General features: G+C 67.9%; 18 protein-coding genes and 1 pseudogene. 11 read left to right on the top strand and 8 right to left on the bottom strand.

Going from position 1 to position 20115, the window contains the following annotated elements:
* Positions 1-45 precede the first annotated feature (45 nt).
* Positions 46-429: pseudogene (locus AAN986_RS27525) on the bottom strand (methyl-accepting chemotaxis protein); the annotation flags it as partial.
* A gap of 486 nt (positions 430-915) precedes the next feature.
* Here AAN986_RS27525 and AAN986_RS27520 point away from each other — a divergent pair.
* The 8 genes from AAN986_RS27520 to AAN986_RS27485 all read left to right on the top strand — a co-directional run bounded on the left by AAN986_RS27520 (position 916) and on the right by AAN986_RS27485 (position 9146).
* Positions 916-1392 (top strand): chemotaxis protein CheW, encoded by a 477-nt coding sequence (locus AAN986_RS27520; protein WP_016450786.1) that lies wholly within the window; start codon positions 916-918, stop codon positions 1390-1392.
* Between the two features lie 70 nt (positions 1393-1462).
* Complete coding sequence (locus tag AAN986_RS27515) at positions 1463-3217, top strand: methyl-accepting chemotaxis protein (RefSeq protein WP_047219818.1); 1755 nt, start codon at positions 1463-1465, stop codon at positions 3215-3217.
* Between the two features lie 152 nt (positions 3218-3369).
* Positions 3370-4047 (top strand): phosphoglycolate phosphatase, encoded by a 678-nt coding sequence (locus AAN986_RS27510; protein WP_034348084.1) that lies wholly within the window; start codon positions 3370-3372, stop codon positions 4045-4047.
* A 147-nt stretch (positions 4048-4194) separates the two neighbouring features.
* Positions 4195-5490, top strand: a complete 1296-nt coding sequence (speE, locus tag AAN986_RS27505; protein ID WP_047219817.1) for a polyamine aminopropyltransferase — start codon at positions 4195-4197, stop codon at positions 5488-5490.
* Between the two features lie 244 nt (positions 5491-5734).
* The gene (locus AAN986_RS27500) at positions 5735-6427 is read left to right on the top strand and encodes a hypothetical protein (protein WP_047219816.1); all 693 of its coding nucleotides are present in this window, start codon (positions 5735-5737) and stop codon (positions 6425-6427) included.
* A gap of 170 nt (positions 6428-6597) precedes the next feature.
* Positions 6598-7098, top strand: coding sequence for a hypothetical protein (locus AAN986_RS27495; RefSeq protein ID WP_034389620.1), 501 nt, complete (start codon positions 6598-6600; stop codon positions 7096-7098).
* The gene (locus AAN986_RS27490) at positions 7076-7762 is read left to right on the top strand and encodes a response regulator transcription factor (protein WP_047219815.1); all 687 of its coding nucleotides are present in this window, start codon (positions 7076-7078) and stop codon (positions 7760-7762) included. The genes AAN986_RS27495 and AAN986_RS27490 overlap by 23 nt, the downstream gene beginning before the upstream one ends.
* Entirely contained in the window at positions 7731-9146 is a 1416-nt protein-coding gene (locus AAN986_RS27485; RefSeq protein WP_016450792.1) for an ATP-binding protein, read from the top strand. The genes AAN986_RS27490 and AAN986_RS27485 overlap by 32 nt, the downstream gene beginning before the upstream one ends.
* On the opposite strand, the gene AAN986_RS27480 is transcribed toward AAN986_RS27485, so the two are convergent.
* Positions 9121-9717 (bottom strand): chalcone isomerase family protein, encoded by a 597-nt coding sequence (locus tag AAN986_RS27480; RefSeq protein ID WP_047219814.1) that lies wholly within the window; start codon positions 9715-9717, stop codon positions 9121-9123. The genes AAN986_RS27485 and AAN986_RS27480 overlap by 26 nt on opposite strands.
* Before the next feature lie 983 nt (positions 9718-10700).
* On the opposite strand from AAN986_RS27480, the gene AAN986_RS27475 reads away from it, so the two are divergent.
* Entirely contained in the window at positions 10701-11015 is a 315-nt protein-coding gene (locus tag AAN986_RS27475; protein WP_047219032.1) for a hypothetical protein, read from the top strand.
* A gap of 48 nt (positions 11016-11063) precedes the next feature.
* Here AAN986_RS27475 and AAN986_RS27470 read toward each other — a convergent pair whose 3' ends face one another.
* From AAN986_RS27470 to AAN986_RS27460, 3 genes are read right to left on the bottom strand one after another with little or no spacing between them, the layout of a single operon-like run.
* Complete coding sequence (locus AAN986_RS27470; RefSeq protein WP_047219033.1) at positions 11064-12044, bottom strand: CBASS cGAMP-activated phospholipase; 981 nt, start codon at positions 12042-12044, stop codon at positions 11064-11066.
* The gene (locus AAN986_RS27465; RefSeq protein WP_016449524.1) at positions 12044-12493 is read right to left on the bottom strand and encodes a hypothetical protein; all 450 of its coding nucleotides are present in this window, start codon (positions 12491-12493) and stop codon (positions 12044-12046) included. Before AAN986_RS27465 ends, AAN986_RS27470 begins: the two co-directional genes overlap by 1 nt.
* A complete protein-coding gene (locus tag AAN986_RS27460) occupies positions 12490-12885 on the bottom strand; it encodes a hypothetical protein (protein ID WP_047219034.1) in 396 nt (131 codons plus the stop codon). Before AAN986_RS27460 ends, AAN986_RS27465 begins: the two co-directional genes overlap by 4 nt.
* Positions 12886-13242: 357 nt before the next feature.
* On the opposite strand from AAN986_RS27460, the gene trpE reads away from it, so the two are divergent.
* Together trpE and AAN986_RS27450 are read left to right on the top strand one after the other, a co-directional pair.
* The gene (trpE, locus tag AAN986_RS27455; protein WP_016449525.1) at positions 13243-14742 is read left to right on the top strand and encodes an anthranilate synthase component I; all 1500 of its coding nucleotides are present in this window, start codon (positions 13243-13245) and stop codon (positions 14740-14742) included.
* Complete coding sequence (locus tag AAN986_RS27450) at positions 14739-15089, top strand: chorismate mutase (protein ID WP_016449526.1); 351 nt, start codon at positions 14739-14741, stop codon at positions 15087-15089. The genes trpE and AAN986_RS27450 overlap by 4 nt, the downstream gene beginning before the upstream one ends.
* A 13-nt stretch (positions 15090-15102) precedes the next feature.
* Here the strand turns inward: AAN986_RS27450 and AAN986_RS27445 are convergent, their stop codons facing one another.
* Genes AAN986_RS27445 through AAN986_RS27435 form a run of 3 tightly spaced genes read right to left on the bottom strand, consistent with a single transcriptional unit; the run spans position 15103 to position 20107 of the window.
* The gene (locus AAN986_RS27445) at positions 15103-16350 is read right to left on the bottom strand and encodes an acetate/propionate family kinase (RefSeq protein ID WP_047219035.1); all 1248 of its coding nucleotides are present in this window, start codon (positions 16348-16350) and stop codon (positions 15103-15105) included.
* Positions 16347-17801 (bottom strand): bifunctional enoyl-CoA hydratase/phosphate acetyltransferase, encoded by a 1455-nt coding sequence (locus tag AAN986_RS27440; protein ID WP_047219036.1) that lies wholly within the window; start codon positions 17799-17801, stop codon positions 16347-16349. The genes AAN986_RS27445 and AAN986_RS27440 overlap by 4 nt, the downstream gene beginning before the upstream one ends.
* On the bottom strand, positions 17798-20107 hold the full coding sequence (locus tag AAN986_RS27435; RefSeq protein ID WP_047219037.1) for a DUF3141 domain-containing protein: 2310 nt from the start codon (positions 20105-20107) through the stop codon (positions 17798-17800). The genes AAN986_RS27440 and AAN986_RS27435 overlap by 4 nt, the downstream gene beginning before the upstream one ends.
* Positions 20108-20115 lie beyond the last annotated feature (8 nt).

The raw sequence follows: 20115 nt of genomic DNA, 5'->3' as shown, positions 1-20115 counted from the left end.
ATACGTCATCTTGCCGCCATTTCCTTGCTTCTGTACGGATCCAGGTCAGAAGGCCGCCCATTCCTCCTCCTTGACCTGCGGTTGCGCACGGGCCGGCGATACGCGTGCCTGAACGGCCGGCAGCGCTTGCCTGGGCCCCATGACCTGGACGGTGGCGGCACGCGGCGCGGCGGGGTGGCTTGCCCCATGCTCGGGATGCATCCTGAATGTGGAGACGATCTGCGCCAGAGAAGCGGCCTGCTGCTCCAGGCTGCCCGCAGCGGCCGAGCTTTGCTGCGTCATGGCACCGATCAGCTCCTTGATTTCGCGGGCCGCCGTACCCGAGCGCTGTGCCAGCGTGCGCACCTCGCTGGCGACCACCGCGAAGCCCTGGCCCTGCTCGCCGGCCCGCGAGTCCTCCGAGATGTCCTTCATGGCCAGCACATGGGTGGAAGGCAGCCAGTTGGTGCCCAGGTCGTTGGCATTGAACTGGACCCGGGCGATCTGCAGTGAGCCGATGGCCGCGACCGTGCTCAGCAGCAGCAGGAGCAGGGTGAAGGCAGCGATGAGCCGTGTGCGGATGGACAGAAGGCGAAGGGACATGGTGGTGGGGCTCCCGAGAAGTGGCTAGGAATTTTGATCAATATGATGCAATTGATAATTTACCAAGCTTAAGTTCATCTCGGGGGATTGAATTTATCAATTTAGTCTCGCCAAGCCATTGCTCCGGGATCTGCTGCGCCGAGCCGCCACGCAGTCCTCTACCCCCTTGGACAAGCCGTTGCCACAGCCCGGCAGCGCTTGGCGACGCGTTCGGCCTAGCTCACGTGTCGAAGCATCAACACCCCCAAAAATGTAACAAGCGGTTGTGCTGTTCTTTTCTCTCTGTTAAATTTTTATCAAATTCATCAAATAAATTTGATTGGAGTGATGAAGATGCCACCTACACTGACAACCGACACCGCCAGGCAATGGCTTTCCTTCCTTGTGGACGATGAGGAGTTCGGCATCGACCTGCTGCAAGTGCAGGAGATCCGGTCCTACGAGTCGCCCATGCGCATTGCCAATGGCCCCGCCTACTTCAACGGCGTGCTGGAACTGCGCGGGGAGGTCATTCCCGTCATCGATCTGCGGCTCAGGCTGGGGCTTGCGGCCAAGCCGTACGACGCCTGCACCGTGACCATCATGCTGCGCCTGCCTGGCGGAGTGACGGGCATGGTGGTGGAGGGTGTCACCGACGTGGTGACGCTCATGCCGCAGGACCTGCGCGCCGTGCCCGCCATGGGCGGGGGCCTGGTCAATGACTGCCTGCTGGCCATGGGCGTGCTCGAGGAGCGTTCGCTGCTGCTCATCGATGCCGACAAGCTCCTGGTGACGGCCACGGCAGCCCTGCCGGACTGCGCTGTGAGCTGAGCCATTTGCTCCGGCACACCTCTTTCTCCGCCTCTACACCGCAATTTGCCAACCCAACTGGAGACGCGCCATGAATCCCCGCTTCTGGACGGTCAAGACCAAACTTTCCGTGGCTTTCACCTGCCTGGCACTTCTCACCGTAGTGGTGTCCCTGCTGGCATTGCAGGCGCTGCGCGAGGCGAACCTGAATCTCGTGCACTTCGTCGAAGGCATCAACGCCCGTGCACACCTGGCAGAGAGGGTTCGCACAGCCGTGGACCGCAGGGCGATCGCGGCGCGCAACCTGGTGCTGGTGACCTCGCCTGCAGATCTGGCGGCGGAGAAGGATGCCGTGACCTCCGCGCACACCGACGTCAACACCTCGCTGGCCGAACTCCAGGCCAAGATGGCTTTGAAGGATGTTGCGGCCGATGCACGCGATCTGGTTGCCAAGATTGTGGGCGTGGAGCAGCGCTATGGACCGGTTGCGACCGATATCGTGGCCCTGGCTCTGCAAAACCAGAAGGAGGCGGCGATCCGCAAGATGAACGAAGAGTGCCGGCCCTTGCTGGCGCAGCTGATCGAGGCCACCCGCCAGTACAGTGAACTGACCCGCATCCGTTCACAGCAGATGATCGAGGAGGCCGCGCAGGCCTACGCGCACCGCAGAAACATGCTGATCGCCGCCAGCGTCACGGCCTTTGTCCTGGCCGTGCTGATGGGGCAGCTGATAGCACGCGGCCTGACGCGCTCCCTGGGCGCAGAGCCGGCGCAACTGGGCGATGTCGCCCGGCAGATCGCCCAAGGCAATCTCAGCCCTGAACTGCTGCGCCACCAGGCCCCTGAAGGCAGCGTCCAGGCATCGCTCAATGCCATGCTCCAGAGCCTGGCCTCGGTCGTGCAGGACGTGCGCAGCAATGCCGACGGGGTGGCGGGCGGCAGCACGGAGATCGCCAACGGCAATGCCGACTTGAGCCAGCGCACGGAACAGCAGGCCAGCGCCTTGCAGGAAACTGCAGCGTCGATGGAGCAGCTGTCGACCACCGTCAGGCAAAACGCGGACAACGCCAGGCAGGTCAATCAACTCGCCCTGGGCGCAAGCCAGGTGGCCACCCAGGGCGGCGGCTCGGTGCAGGAGGTCGTCAATGCGATGCAGGACATCAGCGAAAGTTCGCGCCAGATCGGCGAAATCGTGGGCGTGATCGACGGCATCGCGTTCCAGACCAACATCCTGGCGCTCAATGCCGCAGTCGAGGCTGCGCGCGCAGGCGAGCAGGGCAAAGGCTTTGCCGTGGTGGCCGGTGAGGTGCGCAACCTGGCGCAGCGCAGCGCGCAGGCCGCCCGGGAAATCAAGCAGCTCATCGCCACCAGCACCACACGGGTCAAGCAGGGCACCGAGCTGGCCGACCAGGCTGGCGCCACCATGGCGCAGGTGCTGCAGTCCATCCAGCGCGTGACCGACCTCATGGGGGAGATCAGCAGTGCCAGCGATGAGCAAAGCGCGGGGGTGGCGCAGGTCGGCAAGGCCGTCAGCCAGATGGACCAGGTCACGCAGCAGAATGCGGCGCTGGTGGAGGAAAGCGCGGCAGCGGCGGCCAGCCTCAGAACGCAGGCACAGCAGCTGGTTCAGGCCGTGTCGATCTTCCAGCTGGGCGGCCAGGCGGCACAGCCTGCCTCGACACCGCCGCTGTCGCAGCCGACGGTGCAGGCGCGCAATCCGGCACCCGCGAAAGCGGCGCTCCCCGCCCGCCAGGCTGCCCGGCCCGTGCTGCGCTCCGTGAGCCCGGTGAGCCCTGCGCACAAGCAGGCGCAAGCGCAGGAGCAGGACGACTGGGTGTCGTTCTGATCAACGGCCCCTTGCGAGTGCCAGGGTGCGGGGCCGCCGCCATGCCGGGTCTGCCAGGAGCCGCAGGGCCCAAGTCCAGGGCCCGTGCAAGTTCTGATATTTTCAGCGCTGTTCCTGCGCAGGCAGCCCCCGGTTATCGATACTCCATGGCCATGATTGCAAACCTTATTCCGTTGAACCCCACGCACCTGGATGCCGCCATCGTCGATCTCGACGGCACCATGGTCAACACCCTGGGCGACTTCGCCGAAGCCCTCAACCGCATGCTGGCGGACCTGCAACTGCCGGCCATCGCCCCGCAGGCCATCGAGAACATGGTGGGCAAGGGCTCGGAGCACCTGATCCGATCGGTGCTGGCCCATGTGGGCGCGGCCGACGTGGACGCCGCCTATGACCAGGCCTGGACACGCTACGAACACCATTACCTGCAGCTCAACGGCCAGTTCGCCGATGTCTACCCGGGCGTGCTCGAAGGCCTGCAGGCATTGCGCGCACGCGGCCTGCGGCTGGCCTGCCTGACCAACAAGCCGCTGTCCTTCGCCCGGCCGCTGCTGGAGCAAAAAGGCCTGGCACCGCTGTTCGAACAGGTCTTCGGCGGCGATTCCTTCGAGCGCAAGAAGCCCGACCCGCTGCCCCTGCTCAAGACCTGCGAGGCCCTGGGCACCTCCCCCGCGCGCACGCTGATGCTGGGCGACTCCAGCAACGACGCCCAGGCCGCGCGCGCCGCGGGCTGCCCCGTGGTGCTGGTGAGCTACGGCTACAACCACGGCCAGCCCGTGCGCCAGGTCGATGCCGATGGCTTCGTCGATGCGCTGACCGAACTGGCCTGAGACGCGCAGCCTCCAAAATTGTTGGAAAAAGAATGGGATTTGGCGATGGTTAACGCACTTTGACGGTGCGATTTATGTTTTTGCTAGAGTCGTCTGCTTTGCCATCCTGGCCGCGATCCGGCCACAGACAAGGAGGAAGCACGCGACATGCACGGACTGCACCTGACCGCCGATCTCTACCAATGCCAGGGCGACGAGCGCCATATGCTCGACGCCGATGCCATCGCCGCCCTGTGCCGCGCACAGACCGCGCAGGCCGGCCTGACCCTGGTGGAGGACCGCTGGGTCAAGTTCCCTGACTACCAGGGGCAGCCCGGCGGCGTCACCGGCACCGTGCTGCTGGCCGAATCGCACCTGGCCATACACACCTGGCCCGAGACCGGCTGCGTCACCGTCGATGTCTACGTCTGCAATTTCTCCGCCGACAACTCGGGCAAGGCCCGCGCGCTGATGGAGGGCGTGATCGCCGCCTACGCGCCGGGCCGCGTGGTGCGCCAGCAGCTCATGCGCGGCGACATCGGCCCTGGCGCCCAGGACGAGGCGGCGGCCGATGAGGGCGACTGGGCGCTGGAGGCGCTCACGCCCCATGCGCGCTTTGGCTGGCGCGCCACGCGGCGCGAAACCGTGCAGACGCCCCATCAGGAACTGGAGCTGCTGCACACGCCGCAGTTCGGCAAGGTGCTGCGACTGGATGGGCGCTTCATGACCTCCGAACGCGAGGAATTCTTCTACCACGAGGCCCTGGTCCACCCCGCGGCCCTGGCCCACCCGGCGCCGCGCAAGGCGCTGATCCTGGGCGGCGGCGATGGCGGCGCGGCCGAGGAACTGCTCAAGCACCCGTCCATGGAGCAGGTGGTGGTGGCCGAGCTGGACGAGGCCGTGGTCCAGGCCGCGCGCACGCACCTGCAGCAGGTGCACCGGGGCGTGTTCGATGACCCGCGCCTGCAGCTACGCATAGGCGACGGCATGGCCATGGTGGAGCACACCGAAGAGCGTTTCGACCTCGCGCTCATGGACCTCACCGACCCCGACACGCCTGCCAGCGCGCTGTACTCCGACCAGGCCCTGGCGCGCATGAAGCGCGTGCTGGCGCCGGGCGGCGCCCTGGTGCTGCACCTGGGCAGCCCCGTCTTCCATGGCGGGCAGGTGGCGCGGCTGGTGGCCAGCCTGCGCGAGCGCTTTGCCATCGTGCGCTGCTACGGCCTCTACATCCCCCTGTACGGCGCCTACTGGGGCCTGGCCGTGGCCTCCGACACGCTGGATGCGGCGGCGCTGCCCCCCGCCCAGCTGCGCCAGCGCCTGGCCGAGCGCCGCCTGCCCGACCTGCGCTACTACAACGCCGAAGTGCACCCCGCACTGTTCGCGCTGCCCAACTATTACCGCGACCTGGTGCAGCCCGCGCCCCTGGCGGCGCTGCCCCCGCGCGCGGTCCGCGTCGCCTGAGCCCAGCCCGTTCTGGCAACGGGCCGCGCCCGGCCCGCCCTGGCCGGGCTGCGGTGCCAACTGCGCGCCCGGCAGGGCAAATTTGACACAGTGCTGCAATCTGGTGGCAAGTCTGCTGTAATGAAAAACGGCGGGAAGGCCCGTGCGCCCGCCATTTTTCCGGCTTCCTGGTAAGTATTTCCGGGATATTGCGTGCTTGCAAAAACCATATCAACAGATAAAGCGCCAGACGCCCTGTATCAAAATGACTGCTTCCCTTTCAAAAACAAGAATATCCGCGTCCAAATACCATGATGATTCCTTGCTGCGGCTTTGGAATTGGGCTTTGTTGGCAGGGCTGGTATTGAGCTTTCCCCTGAGCTTTGTATTGCCGCAAAGCCTGAGCTGGGAAAATGGATTCCTGGAGAATATCCAGGCCGTGACCCTGCTGCTGGGCATGGTGGCGGCCCTGGTTGCGGCGCGGCGGCAAAAAGGCTCCTTTGCAGCGCCACTGTGGTGGATCGCCTCCCTGTTCTGGCTGGCCTTTCTGGGGCGTGAACTGGCCTGGGGCGCAGCTTTCCTGCCCAGCCTGGAGGCTGGCAAGTGGGGGCCGGTGATCAGCTCCCAGGTGCTGTGGTACCGGCCCGCCGTCAAATGGGTGGTGGGCGCCATGCTGCTGCTGTGCTGCTATTGGTTTGTGCGCCACGGTGTCTGGAACAAGGTCATCAAGCGCCTGGTGCGCGAGAAGGCGCTGCCGATATTCAGCCTGGCGATATTTGTCGCGGCCATGGTGATCTCCACCAATGCGGAAGGTCATGGCTTCATTGTCCTGCAGCAATGGTTTGATTATCAGGTGATTGTGCTGGAGGAGCTGGTGGAGACCTTTGGCTATATGGCACTGTGGCTGGCACAGTGGGCGCTGGTCAGGTATGTTGCTGGCTGGCAGGAAGATATTTGAGCCAATATTGATCAAACCGGCCGCCTGCATATTCCCGGTGTAATGGGGCAGATTCAGGGGCCGGTAAGTCGCCAGTAAGACGCAATCGGGGAGCATGGCCGTTTTCCCCGCAGGTTTGCCGCTCTCGCGGCGGACCGACGGAGCCTGAAACGACAGAACGTGCCATCGCAATGCAAGCCTCCATCTACCAGGACGTGATAGGTATCCAGGCGGCGGGCCAGGCGTATTCCCTGGGTTCGCGCTTCCAAGAATGCAGCCAGCACCGTGCCGTGCGGCTGGAGACGATCTTCGAGCTGCTCATCCTCAAGTTCCGTGAGGACCTGCTGCAGGCGCTGGCCGAGGAGCCGCCAGGCCCCGCACGCCACCTGCGCGCCTACGTGCGCTGCGTCTGCGAGCATGCCCTGTCCCGCCAGCGCGGCCAGAAGACGGCCGCACAGTTGCTGACCCGCGCAAGATTCCAGAACATATGGTTTGATTTCGTGGACGCGGCCTGCGCCGACGATCTGGTGTCCGAGGACATTGCCCTGCAATGCCGCGCCATGGTCGAGGACCTGTGGGTCATCCATGTGCTGGTCGAGCCCATGGCGCCGCAGCGCATCACCGGGATCAGGGAGCATTTGCTGTCCCTGTGCGGCAACGACGGAAACCATGAATCGCATCGCATTAATTGAGGACCATGCCAGGCTGGCCACGCTGGTCAGCCGCTCGCTGGCCAACTCCGGCATAGAGACCGACGTCTTCCACCAGATCTCCACGGCCTGGCTGGCCCTGCAGGACATCGACTACGGCGTCATCGTCATCGACCGCGGCCTGCCCGATGGCGACGGCCTGCAACTGGTGCAGCGCCTGCGCGCCGCAGGCCGCTCCACGCCCTGCCTGATGCTCACGGCCCGCGACGCGCTCAGCGACCGCGTGGGCGGCCTGGAAGCCGGTGCCGACGACTACCTGACCAAGCCCTTTCCCATGGAAGAGCTGATTGCCCGCGTGCGCGCCCTGCTGCGCCGCCCGGCCCTGGTGCAGGAGCTGGCGCCGCAGCTGGGCGACATCAGCATCAGCCCGCAGCAGGCCTGCATGCACTGCGCGGGCTCGGCCATCGCGCTGCCGCCGGCGGAGCTGCAGATCATGCTCAGCCTGGTGCGCAAGGCCGGCGCCACGGTGCGCCGCTCCACGCTGGAGGCGGCGGCCTGGGGCATGAGCAGCGTGGTCACGCCCAACGCCCTCGATGTGGCCCTGCACCGGCTGCGCCGCAAGCTGGCCGCGGCCGGCTCGTGCATGGAAATCATCAACATCCGGGGTCAGGGCTATGCGCTTCGCGAACCTTTGCTGGCCCGGTAGCCTGCGCTCGCGGCTGCTGGCCGTCTATGGGTTGAGCATGGTGTTCAGCGCGCTGCTGGTCGGCGCGCTGGTGATCCTCGTCGCCAAGCCCTTCGACAGCTATGCGCTGCAGCGCGGCATGGGGCATGCGGCCGAAAAGCTGGCCGAGTGGGTGAGCTTCGACGCCAAGGGCGTGCCCCAGGGGTTCAGCGAGCGTGAACTCAAGGCCTGGATGCTGACCAGCCTGGGCGAGGAAATGCAGCTGCGCATCACCGACGCCCGCGGCCGCGTGGTCTTCGCCCCCAACGGCGAAATGCAGCCGCTGACGCAGACCGGCCGGGGCTTCGACCCCGAGCTCAAGGCCTTTGCCTACGAGCGCGGCGGCGTGGTCATGCGCGCGGGCACGGCCACGCTGGTCCACGACGGCACGACGTGGCACGTGCAGATAGCCGTCAGCGACCGCATGGTGGACTGGCTGCGCGAATCGGTGGGCCTGCCCGCGCTGTGGCGCGGCATGGTGGCCATCGGCGTGGTCTTCCTGGTCGTGTTCCTGTTCTCCACGCACCGCACGCTGCAGCGCATGCTCAGGCCGCTGGGCGTGGCCGCGCAGGATGCCCAGCGCATCACCCCGCAGACGCTGGGCACGCGCCTGCAGCCCAAGGACCTGCCGCGCGAGTTCGCGCCCCTGGTCGAGGCCTTCAACCACGTGCTGGACCGGCTGCAGGCCGGCTTCAGGAACCAGCAGGAATTCCTGTCCATGGCCGCGCATGAGCTCAAGACGCCGCTGGCCCTGATGCGCGTGCAGATCGAGCTGGAGCCCGAGGACCGGCGCAGCCCCGAGCTGCTCAAGGACGTGGACCACATGGCGCGCCAGGTCCAGCAGCTGCTGCACCTGGCCGAGGTCTGCGAGCACCAGCGCTACCGCATGGAAGACATTGCGCCGGCCGACATCATTGGCGAGGTCTGCGACTTCATGGCCCGCGCCTCCGAAAAATGCGGCGTGCACATCCACTGCGAAGTCAAGGACGGCTCGCCTGCCTGGCGTGCCGACCGGGGCGCGCTCTTCGTGCTGCTCAAGAACCTGATCGAGAACGCCGTGCAGCACAGCCCGCAGGGCGCCACCGTCACCGTGAAGGCCTGCGGCCTGGGCTTTTCGGTGCTGGACCAGGGCCGTGGCGTGCCGCCCGAGGACCTGCCGCGCATCTTCGAGCGCTTTTGGCGCAGCAGCGAGCGGCGCGACCTGGGTGCGGGCCTGGGCCTGCCCATCTGCCTGGAGATTGCGCGCGCCCACGGCTGGACGCTCACGGCCCTGCCCGGTGCCACGGGGCTGGAGATCCAGGCGCGCTTTGCCGGGCCGGTTCAGGAGCCCGCGCAGCCGTTCAACCGCCCAGCAATGCCTTCTTGAGCTGATCGTCGGCCGGGTGCGGGCCCAGCCAGATGCCCAGCAGCGCCTGGAAGAACTCGGGCTCCTGGAAGGGCGCGCCCTGGGCCTGGCCCTTGACGAAGACCTGGGCACCCTGGCCCGGCACCCAGTCCACCGAGAAGTTCTCGCCCGGCAGCAGCTTCTTGTGCTGCGTGAAGATGTCGCTCATGCGCAGCACGCCAGGCACCAGGCGCGAGAAGCGGGCGCGCTCCATGTTGTCCTCGATGCCGCGCGCGAACAGCTTGCCCAGCTCGGCCGAATCGATCTCGCGCAGCATGGTCACGCTCACGCGCTTGGGGCCGGGCAGGGCCGCGATCTCCTGCAGGCTGGCGGCCGGCTTTTCCAGGTACAGGCCCGCCGTGTAGACCTTGAAGATGGCCTTGTAGCGAATGCCCGCGCCATTGAGCTGCAGCGTCTGGCCGCCCACCCCCGCCTGGGCGGGATAGGCCACGCCCGCGACGGTGCGTGCAGGCTCCTGGGCAGTGGCGGCCAGCGGCATCGCCAGCGCCATGGCCAGGGCGGCTGTCTTCATCCAGCGGGGCAAGGCGGTCATGGTGTCTCCTGCGCGGGGGCTGTGGCCCGGTTGCGGTTTGTTACGTCCGGGCGACATGTTGTGGGGATCGGGTGGGGGTGGCAACAGGGTTTTCGCGGGCCGATGGAGGGTGGCTATCATCCTGCTCGGTCCGCTTTCTTGTCGTGGGTGTATGCCCACGTTCCTGCGGTTATGGACGGGATGGGGCTACCCGCGAGGGCGTCCGCACGGCTTTGCACGTGTTCTTAACATCCCGTCCACCTTGTCTGTGCGTTGCACCGCTGGCTCTCTTTGCAAGCCCCTGTCGGGGCGTTTCTTTTCGAGGCCGGGTTTCGGCCCGGCGGCCGACTCACTTTCTTGTCTCGCTACAAGAAAGTGAGCAAAGAAAAGCGCCCGGATGTCCGCGACCCCTTCGCTTCGCTGCGGGGCAACCTGCGCCGTGGCGGTTGCGGGGTTCGCCGTGAAACTCACTTCGCGCTGCGCGCTACGTTCAAACAATCACGGCGAGTCAGATGACGAAGCAGTCCTGTCCTTCGGCAGGACTGCAACCCCGCAACCACCACGGCGCAGGCGCTGACATACGGGGAGTTTGCCCGGGCCTTCGCTGCGCTCGGCCTGGGGCTTCGGGGCGCTTGCCGTCTTGAAAGCCTCTATCATTGCGGCGGCCCCCTGTTCAGGGGCTGGTGCGTAAGAACACTTGACTGTTGAGCGGTGCGGCCTCGCCGTTAAGGAGGCCTTGTCACGTCTGAATTGTCGGATCGTGGGTGCATGCCCACGTCCCTGCGGTTACGGGCGGGATGGGGCTACCCGCAAGGGCGTCCGCACGGCTCAGCACGTGTTCTTAACATCCCGTCCACCTGTTTGTGCGTAAGAACACAGACGGGTGGTTCCCGTCTCGCTGAGGAGTAAATCATGTACGTCATGTACGGCACTTCTTTTTCTGCCTTCCCCTCCACCCATCAAGCGCCCCACGCTGGCGCGTCTGCCGTGGGAAGGGTTGCGCCATGAGTACCGCTTCCCCAACCCTGACCCAGCCCACGCCGCAGCAGTTGAGCCATGCCGTGACCGAGATCGGCCGGCTGACGCTGCAAGGCAGCAGCGAGGTGTACTCGCTGGGCCAGCTGGCGCTGGCCTGGCTGGAGCGGCCCGAGGGCCATCGCAATCTGGAGGTGGTGGCCAATGCGCTGCAGGCCATTTGCGGGTCTGCGCAGCGGATGGAGGAGCTGGTGGAGGACGAGGTGAGCTACGTGCATTGCCTGCAGGAGGATCCGGCGTATCTGCGGCGGATGGCTGCGGCTTCGGCGGCGTTTGAGCGCTGATTCTCTTTGCAAGCCCTGTCGGGCCTTCGCTTCGCTTGGCCTGGGGCTTCAGCTCAGGACGTTCTTCAGCAGCGTCTTTTCCTGCTCCGTGAGGGCGGCGATGCATTCGTCGCCCAGGGCCTGCAGCAGCCGGGTGCTGTCGGCATTGGCGATGTCCAGGCCCAGGCGTTTTTGCTGGGCTGCGGGCTGCGTGAAGTTCAGGCGCAGGTAGCTGCTGGTGCCCAGTTCCTGGCGGGCCGCCTTGACGGCCTGGACCTCCTGGGCGGCCATGACCAGGTCCAGCAGGGGCTTGACCAGGGTCAGCCCGCGCCGGGGCATGGCCACGGGGTCCTGGCCCTGCTGGGGGTTGGCGGTGCCTATGCTGATCATCACGATGTCGGCGGCCGGCCCCCACAGCTGGCGGGCGGCCTGCAGGGCCAGCAGGTCGGGCGCGTTGGCGGCGAGTCCGCCGTCCACGAAGATATGGCCTGCTGCGGCGTGCGCGGGAAAGTAGGTGGGGGCGGCCGATGAGGCCAGCATGGCGTCCATCAGCGTCAGGCCCAGCCGGTCCCTGTCGGGCAGGGCGCCGCTGGCCAGCAGGTGCAGCTGCGATGAATTCCAGTTCACGGCGGGCAGCAGTAGCGGCACCTGCAGTTGCCCCAGGGCGGACTGCTCCGCTTGCGGCATGGCCTCCTTGATCGCTGCGCGCAGCGGGGCGCTGTCATAGAGCGCCTTGCCCATGGCCTGGCGCAGGCCGGGCAGCCATTTGGAGGGAAAGATGGCGGGGCCGTGGTCCAGCAGCAGTTGCTTGATGCGCGCGGGCTGGCAGCCGCTGGCCAGGGCGGTGGCGATGATGGCGCCGATGGAGGTGCCGGCGAACAGGTCCACTTTCTCCAGCAGGTCGCCGTTGCCGAATTCGCGGTGGATGCGCTCCAGCACATGGGCGCTGAAGAGGCCGCGATAGCCGCCGCCCGACAGGCTCAGGACGACCCGGCGCCGGCGCAGGCCCTGGCGCACCGCGCTGGACAGGGGCGGTACGTCGAAGTCCATCACAGCGCGTGCACGGCAACGCCCCGGGCGGCGGCCTGCGTCAGGTAGAGGTTGGCGGGTTCGGTGTAGCAGACCTTGAGCAGGTCGGCCGTGGCGATGAGCAGCCGCAGGTCCTGCGCCAGGGGCGCCGTGCCCTGCGGGCCCTGGCTGTCCAGCGGCGCGAAGTTGCGCCATTCGATGAAGCGCTCCAGCACCTTGTTGTCCACGCTGGTCAGCATGGAGGCGCCTTCGGCCCGCAGGTTGGCATACAGCGCGTCGAGCAGGGAGAACCATTCGTTGCGGTCACGCAGGTCGTGGAATGCCTCGGCCACGGCCGCCTTGGCGATGGCCATGGACAGGTCGCTGACGATGCAGTCCAGCGGCCGGATGGTGGAGAACCACTGCAGGGTCGCGGGCTCCTGGTTCGCCATCCACAGCAGGCAGCGGGGGCCCAGCAGGTAGCGGCTCATGGCGTGCGCCGGGCGGGTACGTCGATATCGCCGCGCGCCCCGGACATCTGCGCAGCGGACAGATCCACGGCCTGGCGCGGCAGCGGCAGGGACCGGCAGATGTCGGCCACCGTGCGGGGGGCGCGTTCGTTGGCGGACAGGGCCACCATGTGCTCCTCGCTGACGATCACGTAGCGCTTGCGGCCCTGGGAGATGAGGGCCACCCCGTCGTGATCGGCCTGTTTGAGCACCGCGCCGTACTGCGCCTTGAAGACCGAGATCGGCATGGGCGTGGTGTTGCGCGGCATGGCCGAGCCGACCTGGTGGCTCAGGTCCCGCAGGGCGCGGTTCAGCGGGTCGCGTTCGCCCTCGGGCAAGGCAGCGTCGGTGCGGGCGGAGAAATGGGACGGCATGGTCGACCTTTCTGGTCAGGTTGTGCTGCCATTGTTGGTCAGGCTGACCAGGGTGTCAATTGTGGCCATGGCAGGCCCCTGCGGCGCCCCCGCAAGGCGCCGGCCCGCACTTGTACCCCGCCGCGTCTGCGCTACACTTGCCCGCTATGTTCATTCATCGCATGTTCATTGCAGGTTGTGGAGACCGGGGAGCCTGGCCCTGGCGCAAGCCTGTCCAACTGAACAGCTGAAGCACCCGGGGCGCGACCCGGCGTGCACCCGAGGCCCTACGGGCCAATCGAATGAATCGGCGCAATCCATACGCAGCCCGCACCCACACCAGGTCTGCCAGCGCCACGCAATCCGGAGCCTTCCCCCGTGATCACCGAACTCGAATTCAAGAGCCTTGCTGCGCAGGGCTACAACCGCATCCCTCTGATGGTCGAGGCGTTTGCGGACCTCGAAACCCCCCTGTCCCTCTACCTCAAGCTGGCCCATGCGGGCGGTGACGGCAAGCACAGCTTTTTGCTGGAGTCCGTGGTGGGCGGCGAGCGCTTCGGGCGCTACAGCTTCATCGGCCTGCCTGCACGCACGCTGCTGCGCGCCAGCGGCTTCGGCGATGCGGCATGCACCGAGGTGGTGACCGATGGCCAGGTGGTGGAGACGGCCAAGGGCAATCCGCTGGATTTCATCGCTGCCTACCAAAAGCGCTTCAAGGTGGCGCTGCGCCCGGGGCTGCCGCGTTTTTGCGGCGGGCTGGCCGGCTACTTCGGCTACGACGCCGTGCGCTATATCGAGAAGAAGCTGGAAGATTCCTGCCCGCCCGATACGCTCAACTGCCCCGACATCCTGCTGCTGCAGTGCGAGGAGGTGGCGGTGATCGACAACCTGTCGGGCAAGCTGTACCTGATCGTCTATGCCAACCCCGGCGAGAGCGAGGCCTATACGCGCGCCAAGAAGCGGCTGCGGCAGTTGAAGGATTTGCTGCGCTACTCGGTCAGCGCGCCGCAGATCAAGGCCGGCGAGAGCCACCCGGCCCAGCGCAGCTTTGCCAAGGAAGACTACCTGGCGGCCGTGGAGAAGGCCAAGGAGCTGATCGCCGCGGGCGACTTCATGCAGGTGCAGGTGGGCCAGCGCATCCACAAGCGCTTCACGGCCAGCCCCTTGAGCCTGTACCGCGCGCTGCGTTCGCTCAATCCCAGCCCCTACATGTACTACTACCACCTGGGCGATTTCCATGTGGTGGGCGCCAGCCCCGAGATCCTGGTGCGCCAGGAGAACACGGACGAGGGCCAGAAGGTCACCATCCGCCCGCTGGCCGGCACGCGCCCGCGCGGCGCCACGCCCGAGGCCGACAAGGCCACCGAAAAGGAGCTGGTGGCCGACCCCAAGGAACGCGCCGAGCACGTGATGCTGATCGACCTGGCGCGCAACGACATCGGCCGCATCGCCAAGACGGGCAGCGTGAAGGTGACCGAGGCCTTTGCCGTGGAGCGCTACAGCCACGTGATGCACATCGTCAGCAACGTGGAGGGCATTCTGCGCGACGGCATGGACAACATGGATGTGTTCAAGGCCACCTTCCCGGCCGGCACGCTGACGGGCGCGCCCAAGGTGCATGCCATGGAGATCATCGACCAGCTGGAGCCGACCAAGCGCGGCATCTACGGCGGCGCCTGCGGCTACCTGAGCTTTGCGGGCGACATGGACCTGGCCATTGCCATCCGCACGGGCGTGATCAAGGACGGCACGCTCTACGTGCAGGCCGCCGCCGGCGTGGTGGCCGATTCCGTGCCCGAGATGGAATGGAAAGAGACCGAGCACAAGGCGCGCGCACTGATGCGCGCGGCCGAGCTGGTGGAGGAAGGACTGGAATGAGCACGGACCGCGCCAAGCAGGCCATCGACCTGGTGCAGCACTGCACCGACATGCTGGATGTGCGCCGCAATGTGGATGCGCTGGACGATGTGCTGGTGCCGCTGCTGGTCACGCGCATGGGCTACATGCAGCAGGCCGCGCGCATCAAGGCCGATGCGGCCCAGGTGCGCGACGAGGGCCGCATCGAGGCCATCGTGCGCCGCGTGCGCGAGCGCACGGCCGCCGAGGGCGGCCAGCCCGACATGATGGAGGCGGTGTACCGCCACCTCATGGAGGAATGCATTGCCTACGAGCACCGCGAGTTCGCGCGGCTGCGCGAAGGCGGTGCGCAGGACGATCGTTCCTAGGGCCTGTTCACACTCATGCGGGGATCGCGTTGCCCGGCAGCCAGCGCAGCGCATGGCGCGCCGCCACCCATTCCTCGTTGGTGGGCTCCACGCCCACGGTGACGGCGCTGCCGGTGGCCGAGATCACGGCCGCATCGCGCGCATTGGCCTCGGCGTCCAGCCGCAGGCCCAGAAAGCCCAGGCCCTCGCACACGCGCCGCCGTATCTCGGCGCTGTGCTCGCCCACGCCTGCGGTGAACACCAGCAGGTCCAGGCCGCCCAGCACGGCGACCAGGGCGCCGATCTCGCGCACGATGCGCCGCACGTACAGGGCCAGCGCATCGCGGGCGCGCTCGGCCTGGGCATCGATGCCTGACTCCAGCGGCAGCAGCACGCGCGGCTCGGACGAGGTGCCCGAGACGCCCAGCAGGCCGGACTCGTGGTACAGGATGCGGCCCACTTCCTGCAGGCTGAGCTTTTCGATTTCCATCAGGTAGATCACGGCGCCGGGGTCCAGCGCGCCGGTGCGCGTGCCCATCATCAGGCCGTCCAGCGCAGAGAAGCCCATGGTCGTGGCCACGCTTTGCAGGCCCTGCATGGCGCACAGGCTGGCGCCGCTGCCCAGGTGGGCCACCAGGGTGCGCCCGCGCGCCAGGTCGCCATGGCGCTCGGGCAGGGCGGTGGCCATGTATTCGTAGGACAGGCCGTGGAAGCCGTAGCGGCGCAGCCCGCGTTCCCAGGCCGCATGCGGCAGGGGCAGCAGTTGCTCGACCTTGGGCAGCGTGTGGTGGAAGGCGGTGTCGAAGCAGGCCACCTGCACCAGTTCGGGCCGCTCGCGCAGCAGGATGTCCATGGCCTCCAGTGCAAAGGGCTGGTGCAGCGGCGCCAGCGGGATGAAGGCCTTGAGGTCGGCCAGCACGCCGGCATCGACGCGCACGGGCTCGAAGTAGCGGCTGCCGCCGTGCACCACGCGGTGGGCGATGGCGGCCACGCGGGCGCCGTCCAGCTGCGCCAGGCGCGCGGTGATGCGCTCGCGGATCAGCTGCAGCGCGGCGCGGTAGGGGTGGGCTGTGTCCAGGGTGATGGCAAAGGGCGGCACGCCGCTCTCGCCGAAGTCGGGCGCGGGCCCGCCTATGCCCTGGACCTTGCCGTTCCACAGCGGCTTGCGCGGCAGCGGGCGCTGTGCACCGTCGAAGACGGCGAACTTGATGCTGGACGAGCCGCAGTTGAGCACCACGACCAGTTCGCGGGCGGGGGAGGATGCGGTGTGGGCAGGGATCATGGCGGCGAGTTCCGGTAGCGGTGGGCCAGCAGCAGGGCGATGGCGCAGGAGGCGATGCGCGAGGCGCGGCTGTCGGCGCGGCTGGTCAGGATCACGGGCACCTTGGCGCCCATGACGATGCCGGCGCTGGCCGCCTCGCCCATGTACATGAGCTGCTTGGCCAGCATGTTGCCGCTTTCCAGGTCGGGCACGACCAGGATGTCGGCCTGGCCCGCCACGGGCGAATCGATGCCCTTGGTGCGCGCGGCGGCCATGGACACGGCGTTGTCGAAGGCCAGCGGCCCGTCGAGCACGCCGCCCGCGATCTGGCCCCGGTCGGCCATCTTGCACAGCGCGGCGGCGTCCAGCGTGGCCGGCATGTGCGGGCTCACGGTCTCCACGGCGGCCAGGATGGCGACCTTGGGCTCGGGCACGCCGATGGCATGGGCCAGGGCGATGGCGTTGCGCACGATGTCGGCCTTTTGCTGCAGGTCGGGTGCGAGGTTGATGGCCGCGTCGGTGACGATGAAGGGGCGCGGGTAGTGCGGCGTCTGCAGCACGAAGCAGTGGCTGACGCGGCGCTTGGTGCGCAGGCCGGCGGCGGCGGCCACGACCTCGGCCATGAGTTCGTCCGTGTGCAGGCTGCCTTTCATGATGGCCTCGACCTCGCCGCAGGCGGCCAGCTCGGCGCCACGCGTGGCGGCGGCGTGGCTGTGCGGCACGTCCTCGATGCGCAGGCCGCCCAGGTCCAGCCCGTGCTCGGCCGCCACGGCCTCCAGCCGCGCGCGCGGGGCCACCAGCACGGGGTCGATCAGGCCTTCGCGGCGCGCGTCCAGCGCGGCCGAGAGGCTGGTCTCGTCGCAGGGATGGACCACGGCCACGCGGATGGGCGGCAGGCCGGCCACATGGGCCAGCAGGCGCTGCAGGCCGTCGCGTCCACCGGCTTCCAGGCGGATCTCGGGCAGGCTGGTGCGCTGGCGCTCGATGTGGCGCGCAGGCGCATGCACGGTGGCCTGGCCCTCGATCACGGCGGCGCCATGCTGGTTGGTGCAGGCCACGGCCAGCGTGACCTGGCGCTGCTCGGCCTGCTTGGCCAACACCTCCACGCGCACGGTCAGCCGGTCGCCTGCGGCAAGCGGTGCCAGAAAGCGCAGCGTCTGGCCGACCAGGGTGGTGCCGGGGCCGGGCAGGCGCGTGCCCAGCACCGAGGCCAGCAGCATGCCGCCCCACATGCCGTGGGCGATCAGGGCCGTGTCGTCATCGTCGGCGCCGGCAACCGTGCCAGCACCGGCACCAGCGCCGTCGGCCACGGCCGCGCCCGACAGGGCGGCGAACAGGCGCAGGTCCTGGGTGCTCAGCGTGCGTTCCAGGCTGGCGCTGTCGCCCACGTCCAGCTCGTCGAAGCTGTGGTTGCGCAGCAGTGCCAGGTCTTCGGGCGGCAGGGCCGCATGGGAGGCAGGGGAGAGGTTCATCGCTTCTTTCGGGTACCTGTGTGCGCGCGGCTGGCCGGTGCGCGCGGGGTGGGCCTGGCGGCCGGGGCTTCGGGTGGGGCCGCTTCCTGGGGGGCCTCCCTGGCCTGCGCCACCTCCAGCGCCTGCACGAAATGCGCCATGGCCTGCAGCAGGCGCTGGTGCTCGGCATCGCTGAGGTTGCCGCCCTGGTTGGCCAGCTCGTCCACCGTGGTCATGCCCCAGCGGATGTCGGCGGCGGGCGAGGCAGCCAGCAACCGGGGGATGGCGGCCATGGCGGCGTCGGGCTCGCGCTGCATCAGCAGGGCCTGGCGGCGCACGATGCGGCGGAACTGCGCCATGTCGGGCGGCACGCCGCCCAGGTGGTCCTGCAGCAGCCGCCAGGCGTGGCGGAAGTGGCGCTCATCGGCCTCGCCGCGTGCGCGCAGCACGTGGAACAGGGCGCGGATGACGGCCTCGTACAGCCCGCCCTGGGCCACGCTTTCGTGCAGCCGCGCCAGCTCCTGGCGCATGTACTGGCAGTGCTCGGGCGATTCGCCGGGGTGCGGGCGCGGCGGGCCGTCGTCCTGGCGGCTCTGGCCGGCCAGGGCCTGGACCAGGGGCGAGCCATAGATGGCGTGGAACAGCCGCGCCTGCATGGCATCGCGCTGGTCGCGGTAGGTGTCGAGCAGATGCACCACGGCCTGCGACATGGCCTGCTGCGCCTTCAGGAAGGGGTTGTCGGGCTCGACGGGGTGGCGGTCCTCGCGCGCATGCTCGGCGGCCTGGGCCACGACGGGTGCCAGCGGGTGCGAGTCCGACCAGCATTCATAGCCCACGCGCAGCGGGTGCATGGCCTGCAGCCAGCGCGCAGACAGCGGCGTGGACAGTGCCTGCACCCAGGGCTGCACGGTGTTGCGGTACAGGGCCAGGTTGATTTCGGAGACGCGCGCGGCAGCGGCGAAATGGCGCTCGCTTTCGGGGTCGGGCCGGACGATGGAGCGCACCTCGGCCAGGTCGCTGCGGCGGATCTTCATCAGGTAGGCGTCGTCGGTCAGATCCTGTGCCGGCACACCGGCCGGGCGGTCGGCGATCTCGGCGCGGTAGATGCCGGCGGGCAGCAGGTCGATGATGTCGATGTGCGCCGCGAACTCGCGGTGCTCCTTGCGGCCCACGGCGCCCGAGACAAAGATGCCCAGATGGCCGATGCTGTCATGCGTGGCGAAGACGATGGTCTGGTCGTGGGCGGCGATGTCCTCGTCGTCGCGGTACAGGTCGGTGATCCAGCCCAGGGCCTGGCCCGGTGGCGTGATGTTGTCGCCATGCGAGCAGAACACCACGATGGGCGATCGGATGTTGCGCAGGTCGATGCGCACGCCGTCCGAGGTCGTCAGCTCGGCCGTGGCCAGCCGGTTGCCGATGAACAGGTTGTCCACGATGTACTGCATCTCGCGGCCTTCCAGGAAGACATAGCCGCCCCAGTACTTCTCGAAGCCCAGGTAGCGCGGCCCCTCGGTGTCCACGTCGGCATAGACCTGGTACTGCTTTTCCCACAGCGTGTTGGCCGGGTTGAGGTTCTCGAAGTTCTGCACCAGCCATGCGCCGTCGAAGCGGCCCGCGCCCAGGTCGCTGGTCAGCGCCGTCATCCAGCTGCCGCCCATGAGGCCGCCGCCGTAGCGCATGGGGTTGTCGCCGGCCCAGTACGACAGCGGCGCACCGGCCACGATGATGGGGCCGAACAGCTCGGGCCAGACGGCGGCCGTCATGAGGATCTGCCAGCCGGCCTGGCAGTTGCCGATGACGGCGGGCTTGCCCCGGCTCTCGGGGTGCAGCTCGGCGACCTTGCGCACGAATTGGGCCTCGGCGCGCATCACGTCCTCGACGGTCTGGCCGGGCACGGGGTCGGGCAGGAAGCCCACGAAGTAGCAGGGATGGCCTGCCTTGAGCGCGGCGCCGATCTCGCTGTCGGGCTTGAAGCCGCCGATGCCGGGGCCGTGGCCCGCGCGCGGATCGACGACGATGAAGGGGCGCTTGGCCGGGTCGATGACCGTGCCCTCCATGGGCGCGATGCGTGCCAGGCCGTAGTTGACGGGGCGCGGCAGGTCCAGGCCGGACATCACGATCTCGGCCTGGAAGCTCAGCACATTGGGCACTTCCTCGGCCAGGTGGGCGCGGTACTGGTTGCCGCGCTGGCGCCGGATGTCGGCATACAGCAGCGTGCGCTGCCAGGCATCGGTGGCGTACTGTGCAGCTGCCTGGGGCAGCTTCAGCGGATCGCCCCACAGTGCCCCCACGTCCACGGTGCCGTGGCTATCGAGGTGCTCGTTCATCTGGCCCA

This window comes from Delftia sp. DS1230 (genome assembly GCF_040112715.1).
Taxonomy (GTDB): Bacteria; Pseudomonadota; Gammaproteobacteria; order Burkholderiales; family Burkholderiaceae_C; genus Comamonas; species Comamonas tsuruhatensis.
This window is presented reverse-complemented; position numbering and strand designations above follow the sequence as displayed.